The organism is Kangiella koreensis DSM 16069, assembly GCF_000024085.1.
GTDB lineage: Bacteria > Pseudomonadota > Gammaproteobacteria > Enterobacterales > Kangiellaceae > Kangiella > Kangiella koreensis.
Window position 1 is genome coordinate 2,018,968 of sequence record NC_013166.1, and the last position, 21,085, is coordinate 2,040,052.

The window sequence follows — 21,085 nt, forward strand, 5'->3', positions numbered from 1 at the left end:
TAAACTATCTAAAAATTGTACGTTACTGAGACTCGTAGAGTTCTTGGTTCAAGCACATGATAATGAAGATCGTCTATCTCGGCCCCTGTTGGCTCGCTGTTTAATCTTGATGCATAAAAGTAATCAATATCATGGTCGTTGCTATCAAGTGCATTTAAAATATCAGTAGTAATAACCCAATGATCGAAGCGGTAGCCGAGACGTAGATTGACCAAACTTGTTGAGTCTGAAAAGACACTGCCCGCTTCGTCTAAAGGACGCTCGCCAAAGTATCGCAACCGAGCACTGCCGAACCAACCGTTGGTGAAATTGGCATTAACGCCGGCTTGGATAACTTCTTTTACAGCCCCAGGAACGAACCTGCCCTCACTTGTGTTAACAAACTCTGCATCGGTATAGGCATATTCAAGATCAAATGCCCAGTCTTTAGTGAGTCTGTAGTAAGCCGTTATCTCAATCCCTTTTCGCTTCGATGCGCCAGCGGGCTCAGTATTGCCGGCATCACCCACAAACAACAATTCGCTATCCAACTCAAGGTTCCATAACGCAACAGAAGTATTCAACTGCTCGTTCCAAAAACCCCGAACGCCCAGCTCATAACCAAAGGAACGAACCAGTGGATCGACCTTCTCAACAGGCTGACCACTGACAGGATCAACCTTAATCGTTGTACCTCTGGCGTCGTTAGAATGAAATCCCTGGCCCATTGACCAATAGGATTCCCACTCATCACTCAAAGCGTAAACCAGACTTGCTTTTGTAGAAAATATGCCATCATCAGTTGTTCCACCGTTCTGACTTACATCGACTCCATAAGTATTAGTATTTACCAAACTGCTGACATCAAACTGGTAGTAGTCATAACGAAAACCGACAATGGTTTTTAAGTTTTCTGTCCAGGAAATGCTATTCTCAAAAAAGCTCGCCACACTCAACTCTTCGACTTTATCACTGCGAACCGTTCCATTACGTATTCTGTTAATGGAGCGATGGAGACCGACTTCGCCGATATCATCGTAACGAGCTTCAATGCCTACTTTATTTTTTATCGCAAGGCCATTCTGCTCACGGCTAAAATCACGAACAATTCTTCCGCCATAAACGCTTCGAGAATCTACCTGCTGAAATTGATCGCCATCAATTTCAGCATCCAAAAAATAAGTGAAGTTGGACCATAGATTTAAGTCGTACTGGATAGCATATAAACTAGCTAGATAGTTATCATTTTGCCAATTGAGGCTTAAGCTATAACGGTTTGACTCTCCACCTACCGATGTATCAATCGAGCCGAGCTCATCAATAATACCGGCTTGCACGGCGCGCTGAGGTATTTGGTCAGCACTGTTCCAGCTGTTGTCGTAAAGCATAGCGGTCACTTCAAATATTCCACCGCCAACTTCACGACTGTTTTTTAACAAAACACTGGTTTTATTCAAGTCCTCATTAATATCCGTCCAAGGTCCATCTCTTGTGTTGATATTAACAGCATATATCCAGCTGTCTTCGACATTATCGAATCCATCGAGTATTGTGAAATTATAGTAAGCGTTCTCGCCGACTGTAAATTCGGCTACTCCATGGTTGACCTGGTTGACCGTTTTGATTTCAGCAGCGCCCGCCCCACTAAAATCACCAACATCAGCGTAATAAGCACCTTTTTTATAACTAATTGAATCAACAGATTTGTCGATAATAAAATTTAAATCAGTATAGCCCTGACCATGTCCATGAGTTCTTAAATTGATGGGCATGCCATCAATAGAAGTAGCAAAATCTGTTCCGTGATCAAGATTAAAACCGCGCAAGAAGTATTGGTTAGCTTTGCCTGTACCGCTATGCTGAGTAACCACCATGCCTGGAACAAACTCTAAAATCTCACCGGTTCGTGACATTGGTCTTTGTTGAATTTCTTCTCGACTCACCACCCCTTGCGATGCTGATTGCGCAACGCCAATAAGATTTTCTCTTTCTCCCAAAATAAGAACAACATCATCAATGTCTTGCTGCTCACTTTCAGTTATATTATTTTGTTCTTCGCTAAGACCTTCAGCTCGGGACTGAGTTTCGATTAACAAAAGAAGCACCGAAACGATACAGAGAACGTTATTCTTCATAGCATTGCCTTTTATAATATTTATTTCACTATGAAGAACCTATCAGCAAAATTGTCGATTTAATGTGAACACCTGATTTTGTCCTAAAGGAGTTCAACAGGTCTTGCTGCTTTCTTGCTTTGCAAAAGCTCTTCCAATATTTTGAAATAGAGTTGACGCAACCGATCGAGCTCTTTGATGCTGACTCTTTCATTAGCTTGATGAATGGTTTTATTGCTTGGTCCAAGTTCTATGACTTGTTTGGCGATTTGTTTAATAAATCGCCCGTCGGAAATACCGCCGCCGGTAGTTAATTTCGGCTTTATACCGCACTCCTTTTGAATTGCTGACTGGACACTTTTACGCAATGAACCACGCTTAGTAATGTAGGGGGCTGCTTCATGATCCCATTCTATATCTGCTTTCAAGCCATACTTGGTTATTTTCTTTTCGACATAAGCTTTGATTTTTGAAAAGCTGTTTCTGGGTGAATAACGAAAATTGAACCATAGCTCCAGATCCGCTGGAGTCACATTCATGGCTCCACTTTCGGAATGTACTTTGACAAGTTGACAGCTGGTAGATGGGAAAAAACGACTCGGCATATCCCAGCGTTTGGAAGACAGTTTATGAATTAGACGTGATGATTTATGGATAGGATTGATGAGCTGCTCAGGGTACCCAACATGTCCTTGCTTGCCGTGTAGGGTAATTTTGCAGTTAATGGAGCCTCGACGGCCGATACGAATCGAATCACCCAAAAGCTTCTCAGTAGTTGGTTCACCCACAATTGCACAGTCAATCACTTCATTGCGTGCCAGCAAGCTATCAACTATATGTTTTGTGCCTTCGACTGCGATGCCTTCTTCGTCACTGGTCAGCATAAAGCCAATTGCCCCCTGGTGTTCAGGATAAAGGAAAACAAACTGCTCCACCGCCACCACCATTGCCGCCAGACTCCCTTTCATATCTGATGCGCCTCGGCCATGCAGGTAGTCATCTTTAATGACCGGGATGAAAGCCGGCGTATCCCACTTTGCATTCTGCCCAGGTGGCACCACATCGGTATGCCCAGCAAACACCACCACCGGATGTCTCTCTCCGCGTTTTGCCCAAAGGTTGGACACCCGATTTTGATTCATGAACTCAAGTTTGAAGCCAATCGCTTCTAATCGCTCACCAATCAGATCACAACAGCCTTGGTCGGAGGGAGTAATTGACGGTTTTCGAATGAGATTCTGTGCCAGCTCCAACATCACGGACTGGTAATCCAACTCTATTTTGCTATGTGCTTGTGTCGTTTGCTCTTTAATAACCGTTGTTTGCTTCAGCATAATCCACCTCTTTTAATCTATCATTGTTGTAACAATGGCTAATGACAGGCCGGCGACATAAAGATGAAGCTTTTGCGACAACAGTCAGCAGACCCTTGCTCATAGACTCTTTATTGCGTTCTAAAAATAGACTAAAGTGCTACTACCCTAATTGACCCATGTAATATTAATATGCGTATGACCAAATGGATTGTGGGCTTTGCCCTGTTAATAACTTCAAGTCTCTTCACCGTGGCTCAGGCTCTTCCGACCCTGATTCATAACGTTAAAGGCTATACTTTTGCTGATGGCGAGTTGGTGCAATTCGATAGCCTGTTATTTGAAAAAGATACCGTTATCGCTTATGGCTCCCATAAAGACCTGGCCGATACTGCCAAGGTCAGCATTGCTATTGATGGCAAAGGCGCGACTTTATTACCAGGCTTAACCGATGCCCATGGCCATGTTCTAGGCCTAGGCCTGAATTTAATGCGTGTCGATTTACGCGGTATTGATTCACTGGATCAAACCTTACAAACAATCAAAGACTACGCCAAAGCCAATTCAGAGCTGCGCTGGATTCAGGGGCGTGGCTGGAATCAGGTACTGTGGGCCAAAAAAGAGTTTCCAACCAAGCAAATGCTAGACCCCATAATTAACGACCGTCCTGTTTGGCTAAGCCGTATTGATGGTCATGCTGGCTGGGCTAACTCAAAAGCATTAGAGCTTGCCGGCATTACTAAAGACACCGTTGACCCCGCAGGTGGCAAAATCATAAAAGATGCCAATGGCGAGCCAACAGGCGTGTTAGTTGATGCAGCCATGGGGCTGGTTGAAAGTAAAATTCCTGAATTGAATAGCATGGAGCGTCGAACAGCTTTGGAGCTGGCTTTTGATCACATGCTTAAATTGGGTATCACTTCGGTACACGATGCTGGTGTTGACTTTGAAACTTATAAATTGATGCTGGAAATGGCCAAACAGAATCAAATCCCGGTTCGCTTGTATGGCATGTTAAGTGGCAGTGATACATATCTCAAAACCATGCTGGAGTTGGGCAAAGTCGAGCTTCCTTTTTTAAAATTCCGCTCCGTAAAACTCTACAGCGACGGTGCTTTAGGAAGTCGTGGTGCCGCATTACTGGCACCTTACTCTGACGATCCCGATAACAAAGGGCTTTTACTGACCACTGAAAAGAAACTTGCAGCAGATTTAAGTCTAATTACACAATACGGCTTTCAGGCAAATGTGCATGCGATTGGTGATGCAGCCAATCGCTTAGTGCTGGATGCTTTTGCCAAATTGCCCGAAGAGCAATCTGCTGATGTGCTTCGTCATCGCATCGAACATGCTCAAGTAGTGGCACTCGATGATATCCCACGCTTTGCTGAGTTGAATATTATTGCCTCTATGCAACCAACCCATGCTACCAGCGATATGAATATGGCCGGTGATCGTTTAGGCAATGAGCGTTTAAAAGGTGCTTATGCGTGGCGCAAGATGCGTGAGCATGATGTACTGATTGCCGCTGGTTCGGACTTTCCTGTTGAGCTAGCCAACCCTTTTCTGGGTATTCATGCTGCTGTAACTCGCCAGAGCAGTGATAACCAACCTGAAGGTGGCTGGTTGCCTGGTGAAAAGCTTGACCGAGCCGAGACTTTAAAAGCATTTACCATCGATGCTGCCTATTCTGGCTTTTGGGAAGATGAGATTGGTAGTCTTGAGACTGGCAAAAAAGCAGACTTTATTCTGATTGACAGGGATATTTTCTCAGTTGAACCAGAGTTGCTGGATGATGTGAACGTTTTGCAGACTTGGGTGGGCGGTAAACGTTTGCACTGATACGAAGCGCTAACTTTTAATGAGTTAAAATCTCCCCTGCGTGAGCAAATGCTCGCGCAGCCTGTATCAATAATCTTAACGAAATTCTATTTGCAAAAGATGCTAAATATCATTCGTTTCTCGGACTACTATTGTTTACTCGCCAAATCGCTCTTCTTAACACGCTTTTTAGGATAGTTAATCCAAACAGTATCCACATTAGCATTACCTTCACGCGCCGCTTTTTCGACCAGATAAACTTTCTGCCAGTCAACCACATAAACATATTCGTCATCATCAGACGAAGCAGCATAACGGGAAGAGGTAGAGTTACACCCTGTTGCCAATACTGCAAATGCAGTAACAGCCAGAGCTAAAGGTAGTGTTTTCATACAAGCCTCCTATAAAAGACCTACCACCATAATAGTACGTTTTTTGAACAATTGGCAATTCACTTTATCTATCAAAGGCGCTTTTGAGCCCCATTAAAGCTTGCTACAATAGACGCCCTCTATGATTTTGATAATGACAACAACGAGATACTGATGCGTAGTAGCCAATACTTACTTTCCACACAAAGAGAAGATCCAAGCGACGCTGAGCTGATCAGCCATAAGTTAATGCTCAGAGCAGGTATGATCCGCAAGATTGCCTCAGGCATGTACACCTGGCTACCTACTGGTTTACGTGTTTTACGTAAAGTAGAGGCCATTGTTCGAGAAGAAATGAACAAGGCTGGTGCCATTGAGATGTTAATGCCGAGCGTGCAACCCTCAGAATTATGGGAAGAATCAGGCCGCTGGGACCAGTTTGGTCCAGAATTACTGCGTTTTAAAGATCGTCATGGTCGTGACTTCTGCCTGGGTCCAACCCACGAAGAAATTATCACGGCAGTCATACGCGACGAGATAAATAGCTACAAGCAACTGCCAGCAAGTTTTTATCAAATCCAGACTAAATTCCGAGATGAGGTACGTCCTCGCTTCGGCGTTATGCGCGCTCGCGAGTTCTTGATGAAAGACGCCTATTCTTTTCACGTTGATGAAGAATCATTATCAGAAACCTACCAGGTTATGCATCAAGCCTACTGCAATATTTTCGAGCGTATTGGTCTGGATTACCGTCCGGTGTTGGCAGATACCGGAGCAATAGGTGGTAGTAACTCGCATGAATTCCACGTATTGGCAGAGTCTGGCGAAGACGCGATTGCTTTCAGTAGTGAGGGTGATTACGCAGCCAATATCGAAAAAGCACAGAGTCTGGCACCTCAAAACGAAGCACAAGCGCCGACCCAAAACTTAATTAAAGTTGAAACACCCAATACCAAATCTATAAAGCAAGTCTGTGAGTTACTGAAAGTTAAAGCGCAACAGACGGTTAAAACCTTATTGGTGGTGGGTGAAGATGAAAGCAATCCGGTGGTAGCTTTATGTTTACGTGGTGATCACGAGCTGAATGAAATTAAAGCTGGCAAACATCCTTTAGTCGCAGAACCGGTGCAGTTAATTTCTGATGAAGAGGTTAAGTCTGTAGCAGGGTGCGATGTCGGCTCTGTTGGGCCATCTGGTTTAGATATCCCTATCATTGTGGATCGTGATGCTGCAGTACTCAGTGACTTTGTCTGTGGTGCCAATGACACTGGCTTCCATTTCACAGGCGCTAACTGGCAACGTGATGCGCAAATATCCGAAGTGATGGATATTCGTAATGTAGTTGCTGGCGATCCAAGTCCAGATGGTAAAGGTATTCTGGAAATCAAACGCGGTATCGAAGTTGGGCATATTTTCCAGCTTGGTAACAAATATTCAGAGGCCATGAACTGCAAGGTACTCGACCAAAATGGCAAAGCAGTGACATTAGCCATGGGGTGTTACGGTGTCGGTGTGTCGCGCATCGTTGCCGCGGCCATTGAACAGAATTATGACAATAACGGTATTATCTGGCCACAAGCCATTGCACCATTTCAGGTTGCTATTATCCCAATGAATATGCACCGCTCGGAGCAAGTGCAGCAAATTGCTGACAAGCTCTATCAAGATCTACAACAACAGGGGATCGACGTGATTTTTGATGATCGCAAAGAGCGTCCCGGCGTTATGTTCTCAGACATGGAACTGATTGGTGTTCCTCATCGACTAGTGGTAAGCGAACGTGGTTTGGAAAACGGTACTATCGAATATAAGAACCGCCAAAACACCGCTAAAGATGACGTCAGTGTAGAAAATGTTGTAGATTATATTAAAGGGTTGTTACAACAATAAGTGCTATGGCGTTAAGCAATATGACACCGAGTAGAAATTTTATAATTATTGTTCTTGTCGCTTTGGCTGGTTTCACTGGAACCAGTCGGGCTCAAGAGCGACCAAACCAAGCTTTCTATGATGAGCTAAAAGCTTTGATGGAAGCTGAAAATCATTTTGTTGATCGCTATGATGCCGAAGTCTGGATGAAAGACATGTCAGGGCGTCTTGCTCGCCGCGCACCTCATATTCCCGAAGATGAACGTTTGAAAATTCTGACTTTAGTACACCGTTATGCTAATTCTTCTGGTGTTGATCCACAGCTGGTGCTCGCCATTATGGAAGTGGAAAGTAACTTTGACCGTTATGCCCTTTCAGTGGCTAATGCACGTGGTTTAATGCAGATCATGCCTTTCTGGAAAGATGAAATCGGACATCAAAAAGATTCCCTATTTGATATGGAGACCAATGTCAGGTACGGCTGTTATATTTTAAAACTGTATCTGGATATGGAAAAAGGTAACCTGACTTATGCACTAGGGCGTTACAATGGTTCTCGTGGCAGAGCTAAGTATCCCAATAAAGTTTACGCTGCACTGCGAAAGCGCTGGGCGCTATAAGACCAATGACTGAACGCCCTTCAATTCCAGGACTGATTCTTAGTGGTGGCGGTGCACGTGCCGCTTATCAAGTGGGTGTCCTCAAAGCTGTTTCACAAATACTAGAACATCCAGAACAGTCTCCCTTTAGAATTGTCTCAGGTACCTCTGCTGGTGCTATTAATTCCTGCGCGGTCGCAGAGCATAGCCACCGTTTTAACGAAGGTATCAAACGACTGGAGCAGCTCTGGGCCAACCTAACGCCGGAGCAAATTTACCATACTAAGCTACGTCAGTTGTCGAGCAATGCTTTGCGTTGGATATGGAATATTTTACGTCCAGCCAGCCAACTCAAGAAACCACTGGCACTGCTTGATAACGCACCACTACGTAAACTGCTAACCAAAGCTATTCGCTTTGATGATATTCGTGAAAATATCGACAATGGCTTCCTAGATGCAGCCTGCATCACTGCATACAACTACAATACAGGTGATTCAGTCAGCTTCTTTCAAGGAATACCAGACTTGGTTGAGTGGCAACGCTTTCGTCGTTTTGGTAAAGCGGAAGACTTAACTTTGTCGCACCTGATGGGCTCAACTGCTATTCCCATGATATTTCCCTCCGAGCCTATCAATGATATTCACTTCGGTGACGGCTCGATGCGCTTTTTAACGCCGCTAAGCCCTACGCTGCACTTAGGCGCGAATAAACTGTTTGTGGTGACTGTTGAGCCATTGCGCGGCGAGGTAGATCACAACATCAAAATCCCTTCTATTGGTGACATCAGCGGTCACTTATTGGACAGTATTTTCATCGACAGTCTGGAAAGTGATATCGAACGCATGATGCGTGTTAATGAATTGATGGCACATATTCCCGAACGCGATATTGTGCGTGAGCAATTAACGCTCAAACAGGTGGATACCTTTATTATTTCGCCGAGTATTGATCCGATGGAACTTGCCGGCCAGTATTTCAAAAACTTACCACGCGGTCTGCGCTTTTTCTTTAAACGTATTGGTGTTGACGACGAAAATGGTGAAAGTATTTTGAGCTATCTGCTTTTTGATAAGTCTTTCACCAACCACTTAATCGAGCTTGGCTATCAAGATGCGATGAAGCAGGAACATAACATTTTAGACTTCTTCAACTACCAGCAAACTCAGCAGACAGATGAACCAGAGCAGAAAGATGAATCTGAGAAGAAAGAGACGCCTCAACAAAAAAAACTATCTCCGCAAGATCTATAATTTCTAAGAGCAGCCTCTATGAACAGCTTTGATGATTTTTTTGCACATTACCCACCGGAAGTTGCGCCTTTTTTGCATCAAATGCTGGCCGACTATCAAGCAACTCAACCCTATAAAGGATTCTCAATCGTCCATAATGTTCCACTAACTCAAACTACCCTGCTAAAGATTGCCTGCCTCAAGGCTGCTGGCGCCGATCTCATCGTAACTAATCCAAGTTTCATGAACGAAGACCAAGATGCGATACAAATTTTAGAGAATGAAAAGGTTTCTTATGTACCGCTTGAGCAAGTCAAAGGTGAATTTGATTTCCTACTCGACTGTGGTGCTGAGCTGGTCGACTCCTGTTATGCACGTAAGGGCATTGTCGAGCTTACACGAACTGGTGCCATGCGTTACCAACAGCACAAAGAATTTCATGTTCCAATTGTGTCAGTGGATGATACTCGATTAAAGTGTCTGGAAACTTGCCTGGGTACTGGTGAAGGGGTTTACCGTGCGATTACACAAATCGCCAATATAGACCTAACTAACAAGAATATTTTGATTTTTGGTTACGGTAAAGTTGGTATTGGCATCGCTTATTATTTCTCAAAGATCACACCCAACATCATTATTGCTGAAGCCGACAGAGAGCGTTTAACACTCATAGAGCACCGCGGTCATCAAAGTGTTGATGCCAAGCAATCTCAATTGATTGAACATGCCGCAGAAGCTAGCGACCTGATTATTACCGCCACAGGACTGAAAGATATCATTAGTGATAACTATCACACAGGGGCATTTAAAGACAAACTCCTTGCCAATGCTGGAGCAGAAGATGAATTCGGCTTTGCTTTTGAAGCAAGCGAAGTATTAGCTGATAAAAAACCGGTTAATTTTATTCTCAAAGAACCGACTCTGATGGAGTTTCTTGATCCGATTTTCTATGCTCATAATATTGCTATAGACGACGCGCTGAGTAATAAGAAAACAGGATTTAGAGCTTTAGATAGCAAGACTGATCAAGCCATTGTTTCACAATGGGCAGAGCATCATGATTGGACGCTAGACCAGTTGAATGCAATCTTTTAATGATTATGTTTTAATTTTATAACACCATAGACAATGTAATAACGGGACATCATGCAAAAACCAAAACTAATACTGCCTATTCTATGCTTTGCGATAATTTTTGCAGGAATACTTTATTCTCTTTACCCTGATGCAGAGTTAAATAAAGATGTCCAGAACCACTCTCAAAGCAAGCTGACAATACCTATTCAAACCGTGACTAATAATAGTTCATCAACAGAAAGTGATATTGAGGTTGAGGTGACACAATCAACTCAAGTGATACCAACTCAAGTGAATGAGCTATCTGGTGAAAATGATGAAAGCCAAGTCACTGATGATTTATACGCTAAAGAGGTTGCGTTAAGAGACGTGCTATACAAAATCATGGAAGAGTACCCCAATATAACAATAGATAAGGTCAACTGTGAAATTAAAGAGTGTACACTCAAATACACATCTTATGACCAATCAAGCAAAGCGGTCACAAATCAGGTATTAAAAGAATATATAGATACCTATGGTGAAAATGTTCAGTTGAAAAATGTACTTGAAAACAATGGAAAAACTTTAGTTGAAATAGTCATTAAGAACTAAGTTAAGTCACTTTATGCAAGCGCTTATCTCGCCAAGAATATCGCGCGAAGCTCACCCTCAAACTCTAATAACAAAACCTGATCTCGCTGCCACGGTGGGATGCCCTGCTCCTGAAAATAATTCTTTAATGAGATGCTCGGCTTACTTGGCTCAAATCGAATACGCTCGCCACCTTGTCGTCCTTTGACCATTAATTCTTTACCAACCAGGTGTGGGTGATTCTGTTGCAACCAGTTCAGCGGAATCAACAACTGTTCATTATGAGTCAAGTCACGGTCAGTAAGCCAAATGAGTTCAAATTCCGCATAATCCACGCCCGTTTCGGTGACCCAATAAAGGCCATCACGATATCGTCTGATTGAGCCACTGCTCATTTCAATAGCAGGATTAGCATCTTCTTTGGCATCGAGCATTTGCGTCTGGATTTGCTGTAATACTGCTTGGCTTGGCATATCCGCACCACAGCCTTCTAACCAGTAGCGGAGAAGATTTCTAACTCGTTGCGGGCTTAACTGTCTTACTTCTGCTAACACCAATGAGTTTTGCTTTACTTCATAACAGTTTTCGAAATCAATCGCCGCCAGTTCATCCAATAGTTGCTGATTGTCAGCTTGAATCTCACTCGCCGAAGCTATCACTTTTGATGCCTGCGGCCATTTCTGTTCAACCAATGGCATCACTTGATGACGCACAAAATTACGCCTTATATCTGTATCTTGATTGGTGGGGTCTTCGATGGCTTGTAATCCATTAGAATTACAGTAACTCTCTAGTGCTTTTCTGGACACGGTCAATAATGGGCGAGCCAGATAGCCTTGCGCAAAGTCTGTAAGCTTTGGCATAGACGCCAGACCTTTACTGCCTGCACCACGAAACAGCTGCAACAGGAACGTCTCAGCCTGATCATTCAAATGCTGACCAGTTACTAAACACGTCTGAGGATTCGGCACAAATTCAGATAGCGCCTGATAACGCGCTTTACGGGCGGTGCTTTCAAGGCTTGCTAAATCCTTATCGACTTCAACTTGGACCGACTGAAAAGGAATGTCTAAGGACTCACAGAAGCGTTGGTTTTGCTTTGCCCAATCTGAAGATGGCGCTTGCAATTGATGATCAATATACACAGCCGACAACGAATAGCTGGAATCAGATGTTCTAGCCAAATGCAGTGCATGCAATAAGCTCAGCGAATCAACACCACCACTTAATGCAACAACGATATGATTTATAGATTTAGAAATGCAAAGAGCCAGAAACTCATCGATCGCTTGAGAAACTGGCTCTGATTTTGTCATAAGAAAAGATTATTCTTCGCTGACAGTACCGAACGACATCAGCTTGTTGTAACGCTTGGCGAGCAATTGATCAACGCTCAATTTTTCAAGGTCGTCCATATCTTTCACTAAACGCTCTTTTAAGCTTTTACCCATCGCAAAATAATCACGATGACCGCCGCCTAATGGTTCAGCAACGATATTGTCGATCAGGCCAAGGCTCTTGATACGCTCAGCAGTAATCCCCATCGCTTGCGCCGCTTCTTCTGCTTTCTCAGCACTCTTCCAAAGAATCGAGGCACAGCCTTCAGGTGAAATCACCGAGTAAGTCGAATATTGAAGCATGTTAACACGGTCACCAACACCAATCGCCAATGCACCACCGGAACCACCTTCACCAATCACAGTAGCGATAATAGGGACTTCAAGGCGCGACATCACTTTTAGGTTTCGAGCAATCGCTTCACTCTGACCACGTTCTTCAGCACCCACGCCTGGAAATGCCCCTGGCGTATCAATGAAGGTGAATACTGGTAGCGAGAAACGCTCAGCAAGCTCCATGATGCGCTTGGCTTTACGATAGCCTTCCGGACGTGACATACCAAAGTTATGCTTAATTTTCTCTTTGGTATCACGACCCTTTTGATGGCCAATGACTACCACGGGCTTATCATTCAATCGCGCGAGTCCACCGACAATTGACGCATCATCGGAATAGGCTCTGTCGCCTGCCAACTCATCAAAGTCAGTGAATATGTGCTCAATATAATCACGAGTGTAAGGACGCTGCGGGTGACGCGCTAATTGCGCAACCTGCCACGGCGTTAGGTCAGAAAAGATTTGCTTAGTGAGGTCTTTCGACTTCTTTTTTAAACGCTCAATCTCTTCGCTAATATTGATTTCAGTATCTTCGCCCATCATGCGCAATTCGTCGATTTGCGCTTCTAATTCTGCGATAGGACGTTCAAAGTCTAGAAAATTCAAACTCATGCCTTATAAAACGGTTAGTTAGTGGCGTATAAGGGGCAATATTCTACCCTTATTTGCTTTGATAATGAATGGTAACTTGACTGGTCTAAACTGTCAGCCTTTATCGTCGCAAAACATTAATAATTGGGCATTTCTTCTCTATTAAGCCCAAATAAACAAAGCAATCCTGATATTGATTCAGTTCCGAATATGGCTATTCAGGTTACATTATCCTGCTAAGATAGTGACACTTTGAACCAATAATCACTATTTATGCTGACAACGGCAACTATCAAAACCTACCAACAAGCCCGTCTGGCTCGCGATCCGCGCTTCGACGGCACTTTTTTTGTCGCTGTCAAAACCACAGGCATCTACTGTCGCCCCATATGCCCTGCACCAGCGCCCAAAGAAGAAAATGTCAGTTATTATTCCAGTTCCGTGCAGGCGCAAGAAGCAGGCTTTCGGCCCTGCTTACGCTGTCGTCCCGAAACCGCCCCGCTTTCAGCAGCCTGGCTCGGCAATCAGGCAGTGCTAACAAAAGCGGTAACACGGATACAGGCAGGAGCTTTGAACCAGACCTCATTACAGGATTTCAGCGAATCCATGGGCATCACTGATCGCTACCTGCGCAAATTGTTCCAACAGTATCTTGGTGTTTCACCGATAACCTATGCCAATCACTTGCGCCTGATGTTTGCTAAACAGCTGCTCCATCAAACCCAACTGCCTATTACTGATATTGCATTCATCGCTGGCTTTAACAGCGTGCGTCGCTTTAATGACAGCTTTAAGGCCACCATGAAACTGAGCCCCAGTAACTTACGAAATAAATTAAACAAGCAACAAGCCCTGCAAGAATCGCAAGCTATTCAATTAAAACTACATTATCGCCCACCCTATGACTGGTCGCTGATGCAAGACTTTTTAAAACAACGAGAGCTGTCTGCCATCGAAACCGTTACTGACAACTGCTACGGTCGTACTTTCAGCATAGACAGCAGCAAGGGTCATTTTAGCGCAGAGATTGATCCGTCAAGATCATCGTTCAATGTCACCATTGAAATGGACGATATGAGCAAACTGCTAACCGCCACGCACCACATCCGTCGCGTATTGGATCTCAACAGTGATCTGGAAGTAATAGAAAATTCACTGGCACAGGACGTGAATATAAAACCTGTACTGAAATCAGGGCTGAGACTCCCCGCCACCTGGGATACCTTTGAAGCCGGCGTTAAAGCGATCCTAGGACAACAAGTTTCCGTCAAAGCTGCTTATACGCATACCGCCAGCGTCATCGAACAATTAGGCAGCAAATACAACGACCAATACAAACTGTTCCCCACCGCCAAGCAAATCGTCAATGGTGATTTAACTTTCCTAAAAATGCCCAATAGTCGTAAACAGACACTGCATGATTTTGCCCAGTGGTATCTCAGCACCAGTGGTGAAGATTTAGCATCGATACTGGACATCAAAGGTATAGGCCCCTGGACTTACGAATACATCAAACTACGCAGCGGCATGGATAGTGATGCCTTCCCTGAAAAAGATCTTGGGGTCATCAAAGCCATGGAGCAATATAACCTCACCAATAGCGAGCAATGGCAACCTTGGCGCAGTTACGCAACCTTGCAACTTTGGCATAGCCTTTAACAGAGCAATTTCATGAAAACACAAATCTATTATCAGCAATCATCCTGTCCATTTGGAACAGTGCACATTTACGCAAACGAGCACCACCTCAAAGCGGTTTTATTTAAACCATGGGACAAAATTGCGACCAATGATCTGATCAATAAAAGTAATGACATAGTTGAACAAACTCGCCATCAGTTACAAGAATATTTTCAGGGCAAACGTCAAGAATTCGACCTACCCCTAAAAGCAGACGGCACCGACTTTCAACAAACCGTCTGGCAAGCCCTCTGTAAAATCCCTTTTGGTGAAACCTGGAACTATGGCCAACTCGCCCAAGCCATCGGCAACAAAAATGCCAGCCGCGCCGTCGGCGCAGCCAACGGTAAAAATCCGATATCCATAATTGTTCCTTGCCACCGCGTTATCGGCGCCAATGGCACCCTAACAGGCTACGCAGGAGGATTAACAATAAAAGAATGGCTGTTAAAACATGAAGGGATAATTGAATAACGATAGTGGGTGTCTTGGCCAGAAATAAGCCCCTCACCAGCTTGTCATTGTCGGGCTTGACCCGACAATCCAGTGACTTTAAAAAAGGGGTACACTTAAATTATACCACCCAAAGAGGTCGGACCTCTTGACAGTGGAAATAAAATGACCTATAAAAGAGGAAGATTTAATGGAGCCCGCAGGAGCGGATACCTTTATTAAATTTAGAGAGTTAATATAGTTTATCGAGGTTCGGTAGTAATAAGAGCAGTGCTCAAGTTACAAAACTATGTTAGGCAAACTTTCGCTGACAACCAGCCTGTTGTCTTTGAGCATACTCAATGGCGCAAAAGGGTATGCTCCCGTCCTGTCAACGACGTTAAATTTAGGATTAACTCCTAAGCTGGCTTGGGAACTACTTGGAGAACTATTATGTTCACCTTGAAAACCCCAAAAATAGAATTAACCATAGATTTGGCATCAATATTTAAAGCTTTATCTCCTTTGTTAATTTTATTTCTTTAGAGAAAGGGCGGCCCTGCCGCCCAATCTTTCTTCAATTACAGATCACCAGCTTTACTCAGTGCTTCAATATCGCTATTAACGATAGCTTCAAGATTCTCGGTAATTTTCTCAGCGCTCCAATTCCACCAAGCAATCGATAATAACTTTTCGATGGTCGCCTCATCGAATCGCAGCTTAAGAACCTTTGCAGGATTACCACCAACGATGCTGTAAGCTGGTACATCAGCCGTTACCACAGACTTACTCGCAACAATCGCACCATCACCAATAGAAACGCCAGGCATGATCGTAGACTCATATCCAAGCCAAACGTCATGACCGATGACAGTATCGCCTTTGTATGGCAACTCACCTTCACCCGGTAAAACTTTCTCCCAACCGTTGCCAAAGATATAAAATGGATAAGTAGAAAACCCAGACACCTTATGGTTTGCACCATTCATAATAAACTTTACGCCTTTTGCAATGGCACAAAACTTGCCAATCTTTAACTTATCTCCAATAAAAGGGAAATGATAAAGCACATTAGCTTCAAAGTTCTCAGGCCCGTCAGGATCATCGTAATAAGTATAGTCGCCCACCTCAATATTCGGTGAGCTTATAAAATTCTTAAGAAAACCAACCTGAGGAAAACCCTTCAAGGGCTCTTTATCATTAGGATTAGGACCGTTCAAATGCACCTCCGAAAAATTATTGTTGTAACGCGGAACGCTTTTTACCCCTATTAATGCAAAGAGGCAATACTGTTAGGTGATGTGCAGTCTGTTCTTTATAACCTGATCAGAAACACAGATTCAATCCAGAGAATCATAACTTAAGCCATACAACCACACAGAAACAATGGATAAATAGGCCTATTGTGACGTTTTTATAAGTACCTTTCCCATTATTATGCTAGATTTTCTTAGTGTTAAACAACACACAACAGGGACAGAAGAAGGATTTATATTATGAATATTAGAATTTTTCAGGGGTTAGGATACATTTCCATTATCCTACTAGCACTCTCGCTAAATAGCGCAAGCGCTTCACAAATCAAGAAAACATCCGTTCAATCGATCAAACCATCTGCAACACTAAACACAAAAGCGATCAAAGATATTCAAAAGGTTCAAATGATAAGTGACACTGAATATCAGAAAAAGATTAAAGCTCATAATCTGAAAATTAAATCCACTGCTGTTAAGCCACAAGCACAGGCTAATACTCGGCTAGCAAGTCAGAATAATCGCTTTAGAGGGCCTTATGATTGTGATGACAATAACAGAGCCGTAAAACCAGGGTCGGTGGAAGCTTGCGACGGAATCGACAACGACTGTGATGGCGATATTGATGAGGGCGTTACTGGTACTTATTTCTTAGATGCTGACGGTGATGGCTGGGGCGACAGCAGTAAACCTTGGAAGGCCTGCAAACAACAACCGGGGTATGCACCGCGTGGAAATGACTGTAACGATAAAAGCTTGCAGATTTATCCAGGCGCGCGTGATACACCAAACAATGGCATTGATGAGAACTGTGACGGACAACAGTAAGGAGAAGGAATATGAATAAAATAATGACACTGATAATAGCTTCGATAACTTTATTGATAGCTTCGACTTTTACTTCTTCACCTGTTTATGCTGATGCTGTTTCAGACGCCATCAAGTTCTGTAATAAGTATGAACGAGAAACTGGTGTTCGATGCGGGCAGCAAAGATGCCCTTGCGGCAGAAGTACCAAAGAAGTTGAGCGTTGGGATAGAGGCGGTCTTAGGTTTTCTATTTGCGCCTGTGTATCAAAAGCCGATCTCAAAGCAGCAGCCAATGCGGAACCGGAAATCCAGTGCCGAAGAGATTCAGACTGTGACGATGGCGTTTTCTGTAACGGAAAAGAAATGTGCCGCTCTGGTCAATGTCAACAAGGCACTAGCCCCTGCAAAGGAGTAAAGTGCTATGAGCGTGAAAAAATGTGTGAGAAGACCTGTGAAGATAAAGACGGCGATGGCTTCGAAGCTATCCACTGTGGCGGAAATGACTGTGATGACAATAACCCCAACCGCTTTCCAGGTAATAAAGAAGTTTGTGACTCAAAAGGCATTGATGAAGATTGCGATGCTACTACAGTAGGCGATCTTGATGCTGACGGAGATGGATTTATCTCCGCCAGTTGCCGCTAATATGTCAATGAAACTACAAAAAAAGGTGCTCAATTGAGCGCCTTTTTTATTACACTGTCGGTAATGTCACTCCGCAGTTGTCGGATCAATAATGGTGGCAACCTCTGAGATTTTATTAGCAGGAAAGCCACCTTGTTGAGCATGGTCTTTAACTGCCTGTTCATTCGGTGCGATATAGACACAATATACCTTATCACCAGTGACATAACTTTGTTGCCATTGGATTTGAGGCCCCATATCAGTAAGAACCGCACAGGACTTTTGCGAAATACCTTTAAGATCATCTGCGGATAGTTGGCCCGCGCCAGGAATGTCACGTTCAATAATGTATTTAGGCATACCATTCTCCTTAATTTCTTCAATTAATAGACTACCCCTTTATATACCAAGCACAAGATTAGCGTGTTTTTATAACATTAAAAAATCATTCCAACATTTAGTATCATCCTTGCTGTGCGATTCTGTCAAACGTAATACAACACAACCAATCAAATTAAATGTAAAATGAAATAAAAGTGATAAGTAAGTTATAAAATAGCCAGAGACATTATATGAATAATGCTCTGACTGAATATAAAGTGACGCAGGTTGTATCTAACGAATCGCTTTAATTAATTCATCCGCAACCGCGGCAGATGATGCAGGATTCTGTCCAGTTATTAATTGCCCATCTACAACGGCTAGTGAATTCCAGTCATCGACTTTTTCGTATACACCACCCTGTTCAACAAGCTGATCCTCTAAGAGATAAGGAACAACTTTGGTAAGGCCTACCGCAGACTCTTCTGAATTACTGAAGCCAGTAACTTTTTTGCCTTTAACCAGCGGTTCACCATTAGCATCTTTAGCTTTGAGTAGAACAGCTGGAGCATGACAGACAGCGGCCACTATTTTTCCGGCCTTTATAAAGCTTTCGATGAGCTTTATAGAATGGTCATCATTATGCAGATCCCATAATGGTCCATGACCACCTGGATAAAAGACTGCATCATAATCATCAGCATTCACGTCTGGCAAGCGAGTGGTATTGGCCAGTTGGTTACGCACTTCCTGATCATTTTCAAAACGTTCAGTATCTTCCGTCTGAGCATCCGCCTCATGGCTTTTTGGATCAAGCGGTGGTTGACCGCCACGAGGCGAAGCAAGCGTAATATCCGCACCAGCATCTTTAAGACGATAATAAGGACTGGCAAACTCCTCCAGCCAGAATCCTGTTTTTTCACCAGTATCACCCAGTTGGTCATGCGAGGTTAATACAAAAAGTATTTTCATTTGGTCGCTCCTTAGGGTTTAAGTTCAAACACACAAACAGATCATACAGAGCAGCGCGTGAAAAACAAATGAGTATACTCAATAGTAAGTATTCGATAGCTTAATAGTAATGAATCTAGCGAATGAATTTTAACTTGTTATAGATTGGGTTAGAGCTTGCCTCGTAACCCAACTATTGCTTTTGGAGTTATTTTTTTTATGGCTCTGCAACCAGAGATATTTCGCAGGCATAAAGAACACGTAAACGACCGCTATAAACACCTTAAATCGTATTAAAATTGAGCCTCCCTTTAATTTGGCCTCTCCACCAGATGGAACATTGACTGTGACTTTGTTCGAACGACACCAATCAATTTTCAAATAGATTTCCTTTTAGCCGGGTGGAGTTCCAAACTCAATGGTATCGCCATTTCCTATTTCTACTTTTTCTCCATTACAGATAACTTTGTACTTTCGAACTCTATCTGCATAGCCACTGTCGCGGGTTATTGTTATTTACTCATTAAGTTTCCTTTAAATAATAATTTGTTGGGTACGATGTATGAATACACGGTTCTTGACCTGTACCTTACACAAACCAATTATGCATCAGTCCACCACATTAGTTCCAGGTGGGTAATAACTGACTTCGAATCGGATTCCATCGGGATCTTTCATAAACAGTGCAGTAACGCCACCTAAATTTTGAATTTCAGGGGCCTCGAAACCAGCTTTGCGCATTGAGATTTGTATAGACTCAACATGCTCCTTTGTAGGAGCGCTGAAACCTAAATGGTTCATGCCAGCTCCATACCTTTCGTATTCGGAAGTATCAGGCTTGGCTTGTAAAAACTGAAAAAAGAATCCATCACCATCAGTCCACACATGGTCTCTTTGTTTGGTAAAACCGACTAGCGGAAGTAGTTGCTCATAATAAGGCATACTGCGTTCCAGCGATGTTACAAGTATAGTAACGTGATCAAGCTTCATAAGAGTCCTATCCATTATTTTGTATAAGAATTATTGATGCATATTAATCTATGGGCATTTACTATTAATACAAGCTTGAACTGTTTATCTGTTCAGCCCTATGATTACTATTAGTATTTACTTATGGAGTTCATCATCCGCCCATATCATATCGCCTGGCTAGTCTGTCTTGTCCCGATCATTGCCGCGCATGGAGCCTATTTTATTGGCTTATGGCAAGGCGTCGCCAATGAGTGTATGCCGTACTTTGAAGGATGCACTTCGATCAGCCGTGCAGCGCGCAATGGTGATGCGATATTTTTGTTTCGCGGCTTGATGATGCCAACAGCGGCTTTCCTGATTGTGTTTTGGTACTTGCAATGTGTCTGGCTTAAAGTGCTTACTCAAAAACCTCATAATAGCATTTTTGTTCTCGGTACTATTGGTGCGGTATTTTTAGTTTTGTATGCAGATTTTCTTGGCACAGAAGGTGAGTTCTATGAGTTTATGCGTCACTACGGTATCACCCTCTATTTTGCCATGACCATTCTCGCGCAGATGTTAAGTATTCGAAGCTTGCAAAAAATTACAGGTTCACTGGACAGTAAAGTTAAACGCTATTTAACCATTCAATTCATTATGATGGCGCTGTACTGGGTATTAGGCATCGCAAACGTCGTAATAAAAGCTACCGGCGTGGGTTGGGCAGACCAATCCGAGAATGTCATCGAGTGGAATTTTGCCTTATTGATGTCGCTCTACTTTGGATTAGCCGCCATGATGTGGAAGCGAAGTGGATTTGGGTTTCAGTTTAGAATTAAAAGATAATCATCA

20 protein-coding genes are annotated in these 21,085 nt (G+C 43.3%); 11 read left to right on the forward strand and 9 right to left on the reverse strand.

The window, feature by feature from the left end:
- Positions 1-8 precede the first annotated feature (8 nt).
- Entirely contained in the window at positions 9-2,114 is a 2,106-nt protein-coding gene (locus KKOR_RS09380; protein WP_015780885.1) for a TonB-dependent receptor, read from the reverse strand.
- Positions 2,115-2,197: 83 nt separating this feature from the next.
- The gene (gene dapE, locus KKOR_RS09385; RefSeq protein ID WP_015780886.1) at positions 2,198-3,427 is read right to left on the reverse strand and encodes a succinyl-diaminopimelate desuccinylase; all 1,230 of its coding nucleotides are present in this window, start codon (positions 3,425-3,427) and stop codon (positions 2,198-2,200) included.
- Positions 3,428-3,598: 171 nt separating this feature from the next.
- Between dapE and KKOR_RS09390 the strand changes: the two genes are divergently transcribed.
- Positions 3,599-5,248, forward strand: coding sequence for an amidohydrolase (locus KKOR_RS09390; protein ID WP_015780887.1), 1,650 nt, complete (start codon positions 3,599-3,601; stop codon positions 5,246-5,248).
- A 128-nt stretch (positions 5,249-5,376) separates the two neighbouring features.
- Here the strand turns inward: KKOR_RS09390 and KKOR_RS09395 are convergent, their stop codons facing one another.
- Positions 5,377-5,619, reverse strand: coding sequence for a hypothetical protein (locus KKOR_RS09395; RefSeq protein WP_015780888.1), 243 nt, complete (start codon positions 5,617-5,619; stop codon positions 5,377-5,379).
- 153 nt (positions 5,620-5,772) lie between these two features.
- Between KKOR_RS09395 and KKOR_RS09400 the strand changes: the two genes are divergently transcribed.
- The 5 genes from KKOR_RS09400 to KKOR_RS09420 are packed head-to-tail and all read left to right on the forward strand — an operon-like array spanning position 5,773 to position 10,969.
- Positions 5,773-7,488: a proline--tRNA ligase gene (locus KKOR_RS09400; RefSeq protein WP_015780889.1), complete on the forward strand. Its 1,716-nt coding sequence runs from the start codon at positions 5,773-5,775 to the stop codon at positions 7,486-7,488.
- 20 nt (positions 7,489-7,508) lie between these two features.
- Positions 7,509-8,087, forward strand: a complete 579-nt coding sequence (locus KKOR_RS09405) for a transglycosylase SLT domain-containing protein (protein ID WP_228638596.1) — start codon at positions 7,509-7,511, stop codon at positions 8,085-8,087.
- A 5-nt stretch (positions 8,088-8,092) separates the two neighbouring features.
- Complete coding sequence (locus KKOR_RS09410) at positions 8,093-9,319, forward strand: patatin-like phospholipase family protein (protein ID WP_015780891.1); 1,227 nt, start codon at positions 8,093-8,095, stop codon at positions 9,317-9,319.
- Between the two features lie 18 nt (positions 9,320-9,337).
- Positions 9,338-10,393, forward strand: coding sequence for a Rossmann-fold NAD(P)-binding domain-containing protein (locus KKOR_RS09415; RefSeq protein WP_015780892.1), 1,056 nt, complete (start codon positions 9,338-9,340; stop codon positions 10,391-10,393).
- 51 nt (positions 10,394-10,444) lie between these two features.
- Positions 10,445-10,969 (forward strand): hypothetical protein, encoded by a 525-nt coding sequence (locus KKOR_RS09420; RefSeq protein ID WP_015780893.1) that lies wholly within the window; start codon positions 10,445-10,447, stop codon positions 10,967-10,969.
- A gap of 23 nt (positions 10,970-10,992) precedes the next feature.
- Here KKOR_RS09420 and tilS read toward each other — a convergent pair whose 3' ends face one another.
- Positions 10,993-12,264 carry a tRNA lysidine(34) synthetase TilS gene (gene tilS / locus KKOR_RS09425; RefSeq protein ID WP_015780894.1) on the reverse strand — a complete coding sequence of 424 codons (1,272 nt, stop codon included), beginning with the start codon at positions 12,262-12,264 and terminating at the stop codon, positions 10,993-10,995.
- Positions 12,265-12,273: 9 nt separating this feature from the next.
- Positions 12,274-13,233 carry an acetyl-CoA carboxylase carboxyl transferase subunit alpha gene (gene accA, locus KKOR_RS09430; protein ID WP_015780895.1) on the reverse strand — a complete coding sequence of 320 codons (960 nt, stop codon included), beginning with the start codon at positions 13,231-13,233 and terminating at the stop codon, positions 12,274-12,276.
- Between the two features lie 252 nt (positions 13,234-13,485).
- Here accA and KKOR_RS09435 point away from each other — a divergent pair, with 252 nt between their 5' ends.
- Positions 13,486-14,871 (forward strand): DNA-3-methyladenine glycosylase 2 family protein, encoded by a 1,386-nt coding sequence (locus KKOR_RS09435; protein WP_015780896.1) that lies wholly within the window; start codon positions 13,486-13,488, stop codon positions 14,869-14,871.
- A 12-nt stretch (positions 14,872-14,883) separates the two neighbouring features.
- Complete coding sequence (locus KKOR_RS09440) at positions 14,884-15,366, forward strand: methylated-DNA--[protein]-cysteine S-methyltransferase (protein ID WP_015780897.1); 483 nt, start codon at positions 14,884-14,886, stop codon at positions 15,364-15,366.
- Between the two features lie 539 nt (positions 15,367-15,905).
- On the opposite strand, the gene KKOR_RS09445 is transcribed toward KKOR_RS09440, so the two are convergent.
- On the reverse strand, positions 15,906-16,550 hold the full coding sequence (locus tag KKOR_RS09445) for a Vat family streptogramin A O-acetyltransferase (RefSeq protein WP_071818312.1): 645 nt from the start codon (positions 16,548-16,550) through the stop codon (positions 15,906-15,908).
- 270 nt (positions 16,551-16,820) lie between these two features.
- On the opposite strand from KKOR_RS09445, the gene KKOR_RS09450 reads away from it, so the two are divergent.
- Together KKOR_RS09450 and KKOR_RS09455 are read left to right on the forward strand one after the other, a co-directional pair.
- Positions 16,821-17,405, forward strand: coding sequence for a putative metal-binding motif-containing protein (locus tag KKOR_RS09450; protein WP_015780899.1), 585 nt, complete (start codon positions 16,821-16,823; stop codon positions 17,403-17,405).
- A 23-nt stretch (positions 17,406-17,428) separates the two neighbouring features.
- Entirely contained in the window at positions 17,429-18,031 is a 603-nt protein-coding gene (locus tag KKOR_RS09455) for a putative metal-binding motif-containing protein (RefSeq protein WP_228638599.1), read from the forward strand.
- Between the two features lie 66 nt (positions 18,032-18,097).
- Here KKOR_RS09455 and KKOR_RS09460 read toward each other — a convergent pair whose 3' ends face one another.
- The 3 genes from KKOR_RS09460 to KKOR_RS09475 all read right to left on the reverse strand — a co-directional run bounded on the left by KKOR_RS09460 (position 18,098) and on the right by KKOR_RS09475 (position 20,272).
- On the reverse strand, positions 18,098-18,370 hold the full coding sequence (locus KKOR_RS09460; RefSeq protein ID WP_015780901.1) for a DUF4242 domain-containing protein: 273 nt from the start codon (positions 18,368-18,370) through the stop codon (positions 18,098-18,100).
- 255 nt (positions 18,371-18,625) lie between these two features.
- Complete coding sequence (locus tag KKOR_RS09465) at positions 18,626-19,303, reverse strand: type 1 glutamine amidotransferase domain-containing protein (RefSeq protein ID WP_015780902.1); 678 nt, start codon at positions 19,301-19,303, stop codon at positions 18,626-18,628.
- A 588-nt stretch (positions 19,304-19,891) separates the two neighbouring features.
- Positions 19,892-20,272, reverse strand: coding sequence for a VOC family protein (locus KKOR_RS09475; protein WP_015780903.1), 381 nt, complete (start codon positions 20,270-20,272; stop codon positions 19,892-19,894).
- Between the two features lie 123 nt (positions 20,273-20,395).
- Here KKOR_RS09475 and KKOR_RS09480 point away from each other — a divergent pair, with 123 nt between their 5' ends.
- Positions 20,396-21,079, forward strand: a complete 684-nt coding sequence (locus KKOR_RS09480) for a hypothetical protein (RefSeq protein WP_015780904.1) — start codon at positions 20,396-20,398, stop codon at positions 21,077-21,079.
- Positions 21,080-21,085 lie beyond the last annotated feature (6 nt).

Coding starts and splice junctions, on each gene's coding strand:
- KKOR_RS09415 (WP_015780892.1), top strand. CDS start 9,338: ATGAACAGCTTTGATGATTTTTTTGCACATTACCCACCGGAAGTTGCG.
- KKOR_RS09410 (WP_015780891.1), top strand. CDS start 8,093: ATGACTGAACGCCCTTCAATTCCAGGACTGATTCTTAGTGGTGGCGGT.
- KKOR_RS09400 (WP_015780889.1), top strand. CDS start 5,773: ATGCGTAGTAGCCAATACTTACTTTCCACACAAAGAGAAGATCCAAGC.
- KKOR_RS09405 (WP_228638596.1), top strand. CDS start 7,509: ATGACACCGAGTAGAAATTTTATAATTATTGTTCTTGTCGCTTTGGCT.
- KKOR_RS09380 (WP_015780885.1), bottom strand. CDS start 2,114: ATGAAGAATAACGTTCTCTGTATCGTTTCGGTGCTTCTTTTGTTAATC.
- KKOR_RS09395 (WP_015780888.1), bottom strand. CDS start 5,619: ATGAAAACACTACCTTTAGCTCTGGCTGTTACTGCATTTGCAGTATTG.
- KKOR_RS09465 (WP_015780902.1), bottom strand. CDS start 19,303: ATGAAAATACTTTTTGTATTAACCTCGCATGACCAACTGGGTGATACT.
- KKOR_RS09440 (WP_015780897.1), top strand. CDS start 14,884: ATGAAAACACAAATCTATTATCAGCAATCATCCTGTCCATTTGGAACA.
- KKOR_RS09460 (WP_015780901.1), bottom strand. CDS start 18,370: ATGCCTAAATACATTATTGAACGTGACATTCCTGGCGCGGGCCAACTA.
- KKOR_RS09420 (WP_015780893.1), top strand. CDS start 10,445: ATGCAAAAACCAAAACTAATACTGCCTATTCTATGCTTTGCGATAATT.
- KKOR_RS09475 (WP_015780903.1), bottom strand. CDS start 20,272: ATGAAGCTTGATCACGTTACTATACTTGTAACATCGCTGGAACGCAGT.
- dapE (WP_015780886.1), bottom strand. CDS start 3,427: ATGCTGAAGCAAACAACGGTTATTAAAGAGCAAACGACACAAGCACAT.
- KKOR_RS09450 (WP_015780899.1), top strand. CDS start 16,821: ATGAATATTAGAATTTTTCAGGGGTTAGGATACATTTCCATTATCCTA.
- KKOR_RS09390 (WP_015780887.1), top strand. CDS start 3,599: ATGCGTATGACCAAATGGATTGTGGGCTTTGCCCTGTTAATAACTTCA.
- KKOR_RS09435 (WP_015780896.1), top strand. CDS start 13,486: ATGCTGACAACGGCAACTATCAAAACCTACCAACAAGCCCGTCTGGCT.
- tilS (WP_015780894.1), bottom strand. CDS start 12,264: ATGACAAAATCAGAGCCAGTTTCTCAAGCGATCGATGAGTTTCTGGCT.
- accA (WP_015780895.1), bottom strand. CDS start 13,233: ATGAGTTTGAATTTTCTAGACTTTGAACGTCCTATCGCAGAATTAGAA.
- KKOR_RS09455 (WP_228638599.1), top strand. CDS start 17,429: ATGACACTGATAATAGCTTCGATAACTTTATTGATAGCTTCGACTTTT.
- KKOR_RS09480 (WP_015780904.1), top strand. CDS start 20,396: ATGGAGTTCATCATCCGCCCATATCATATCGCCTGGCTAGTCTGTCTT.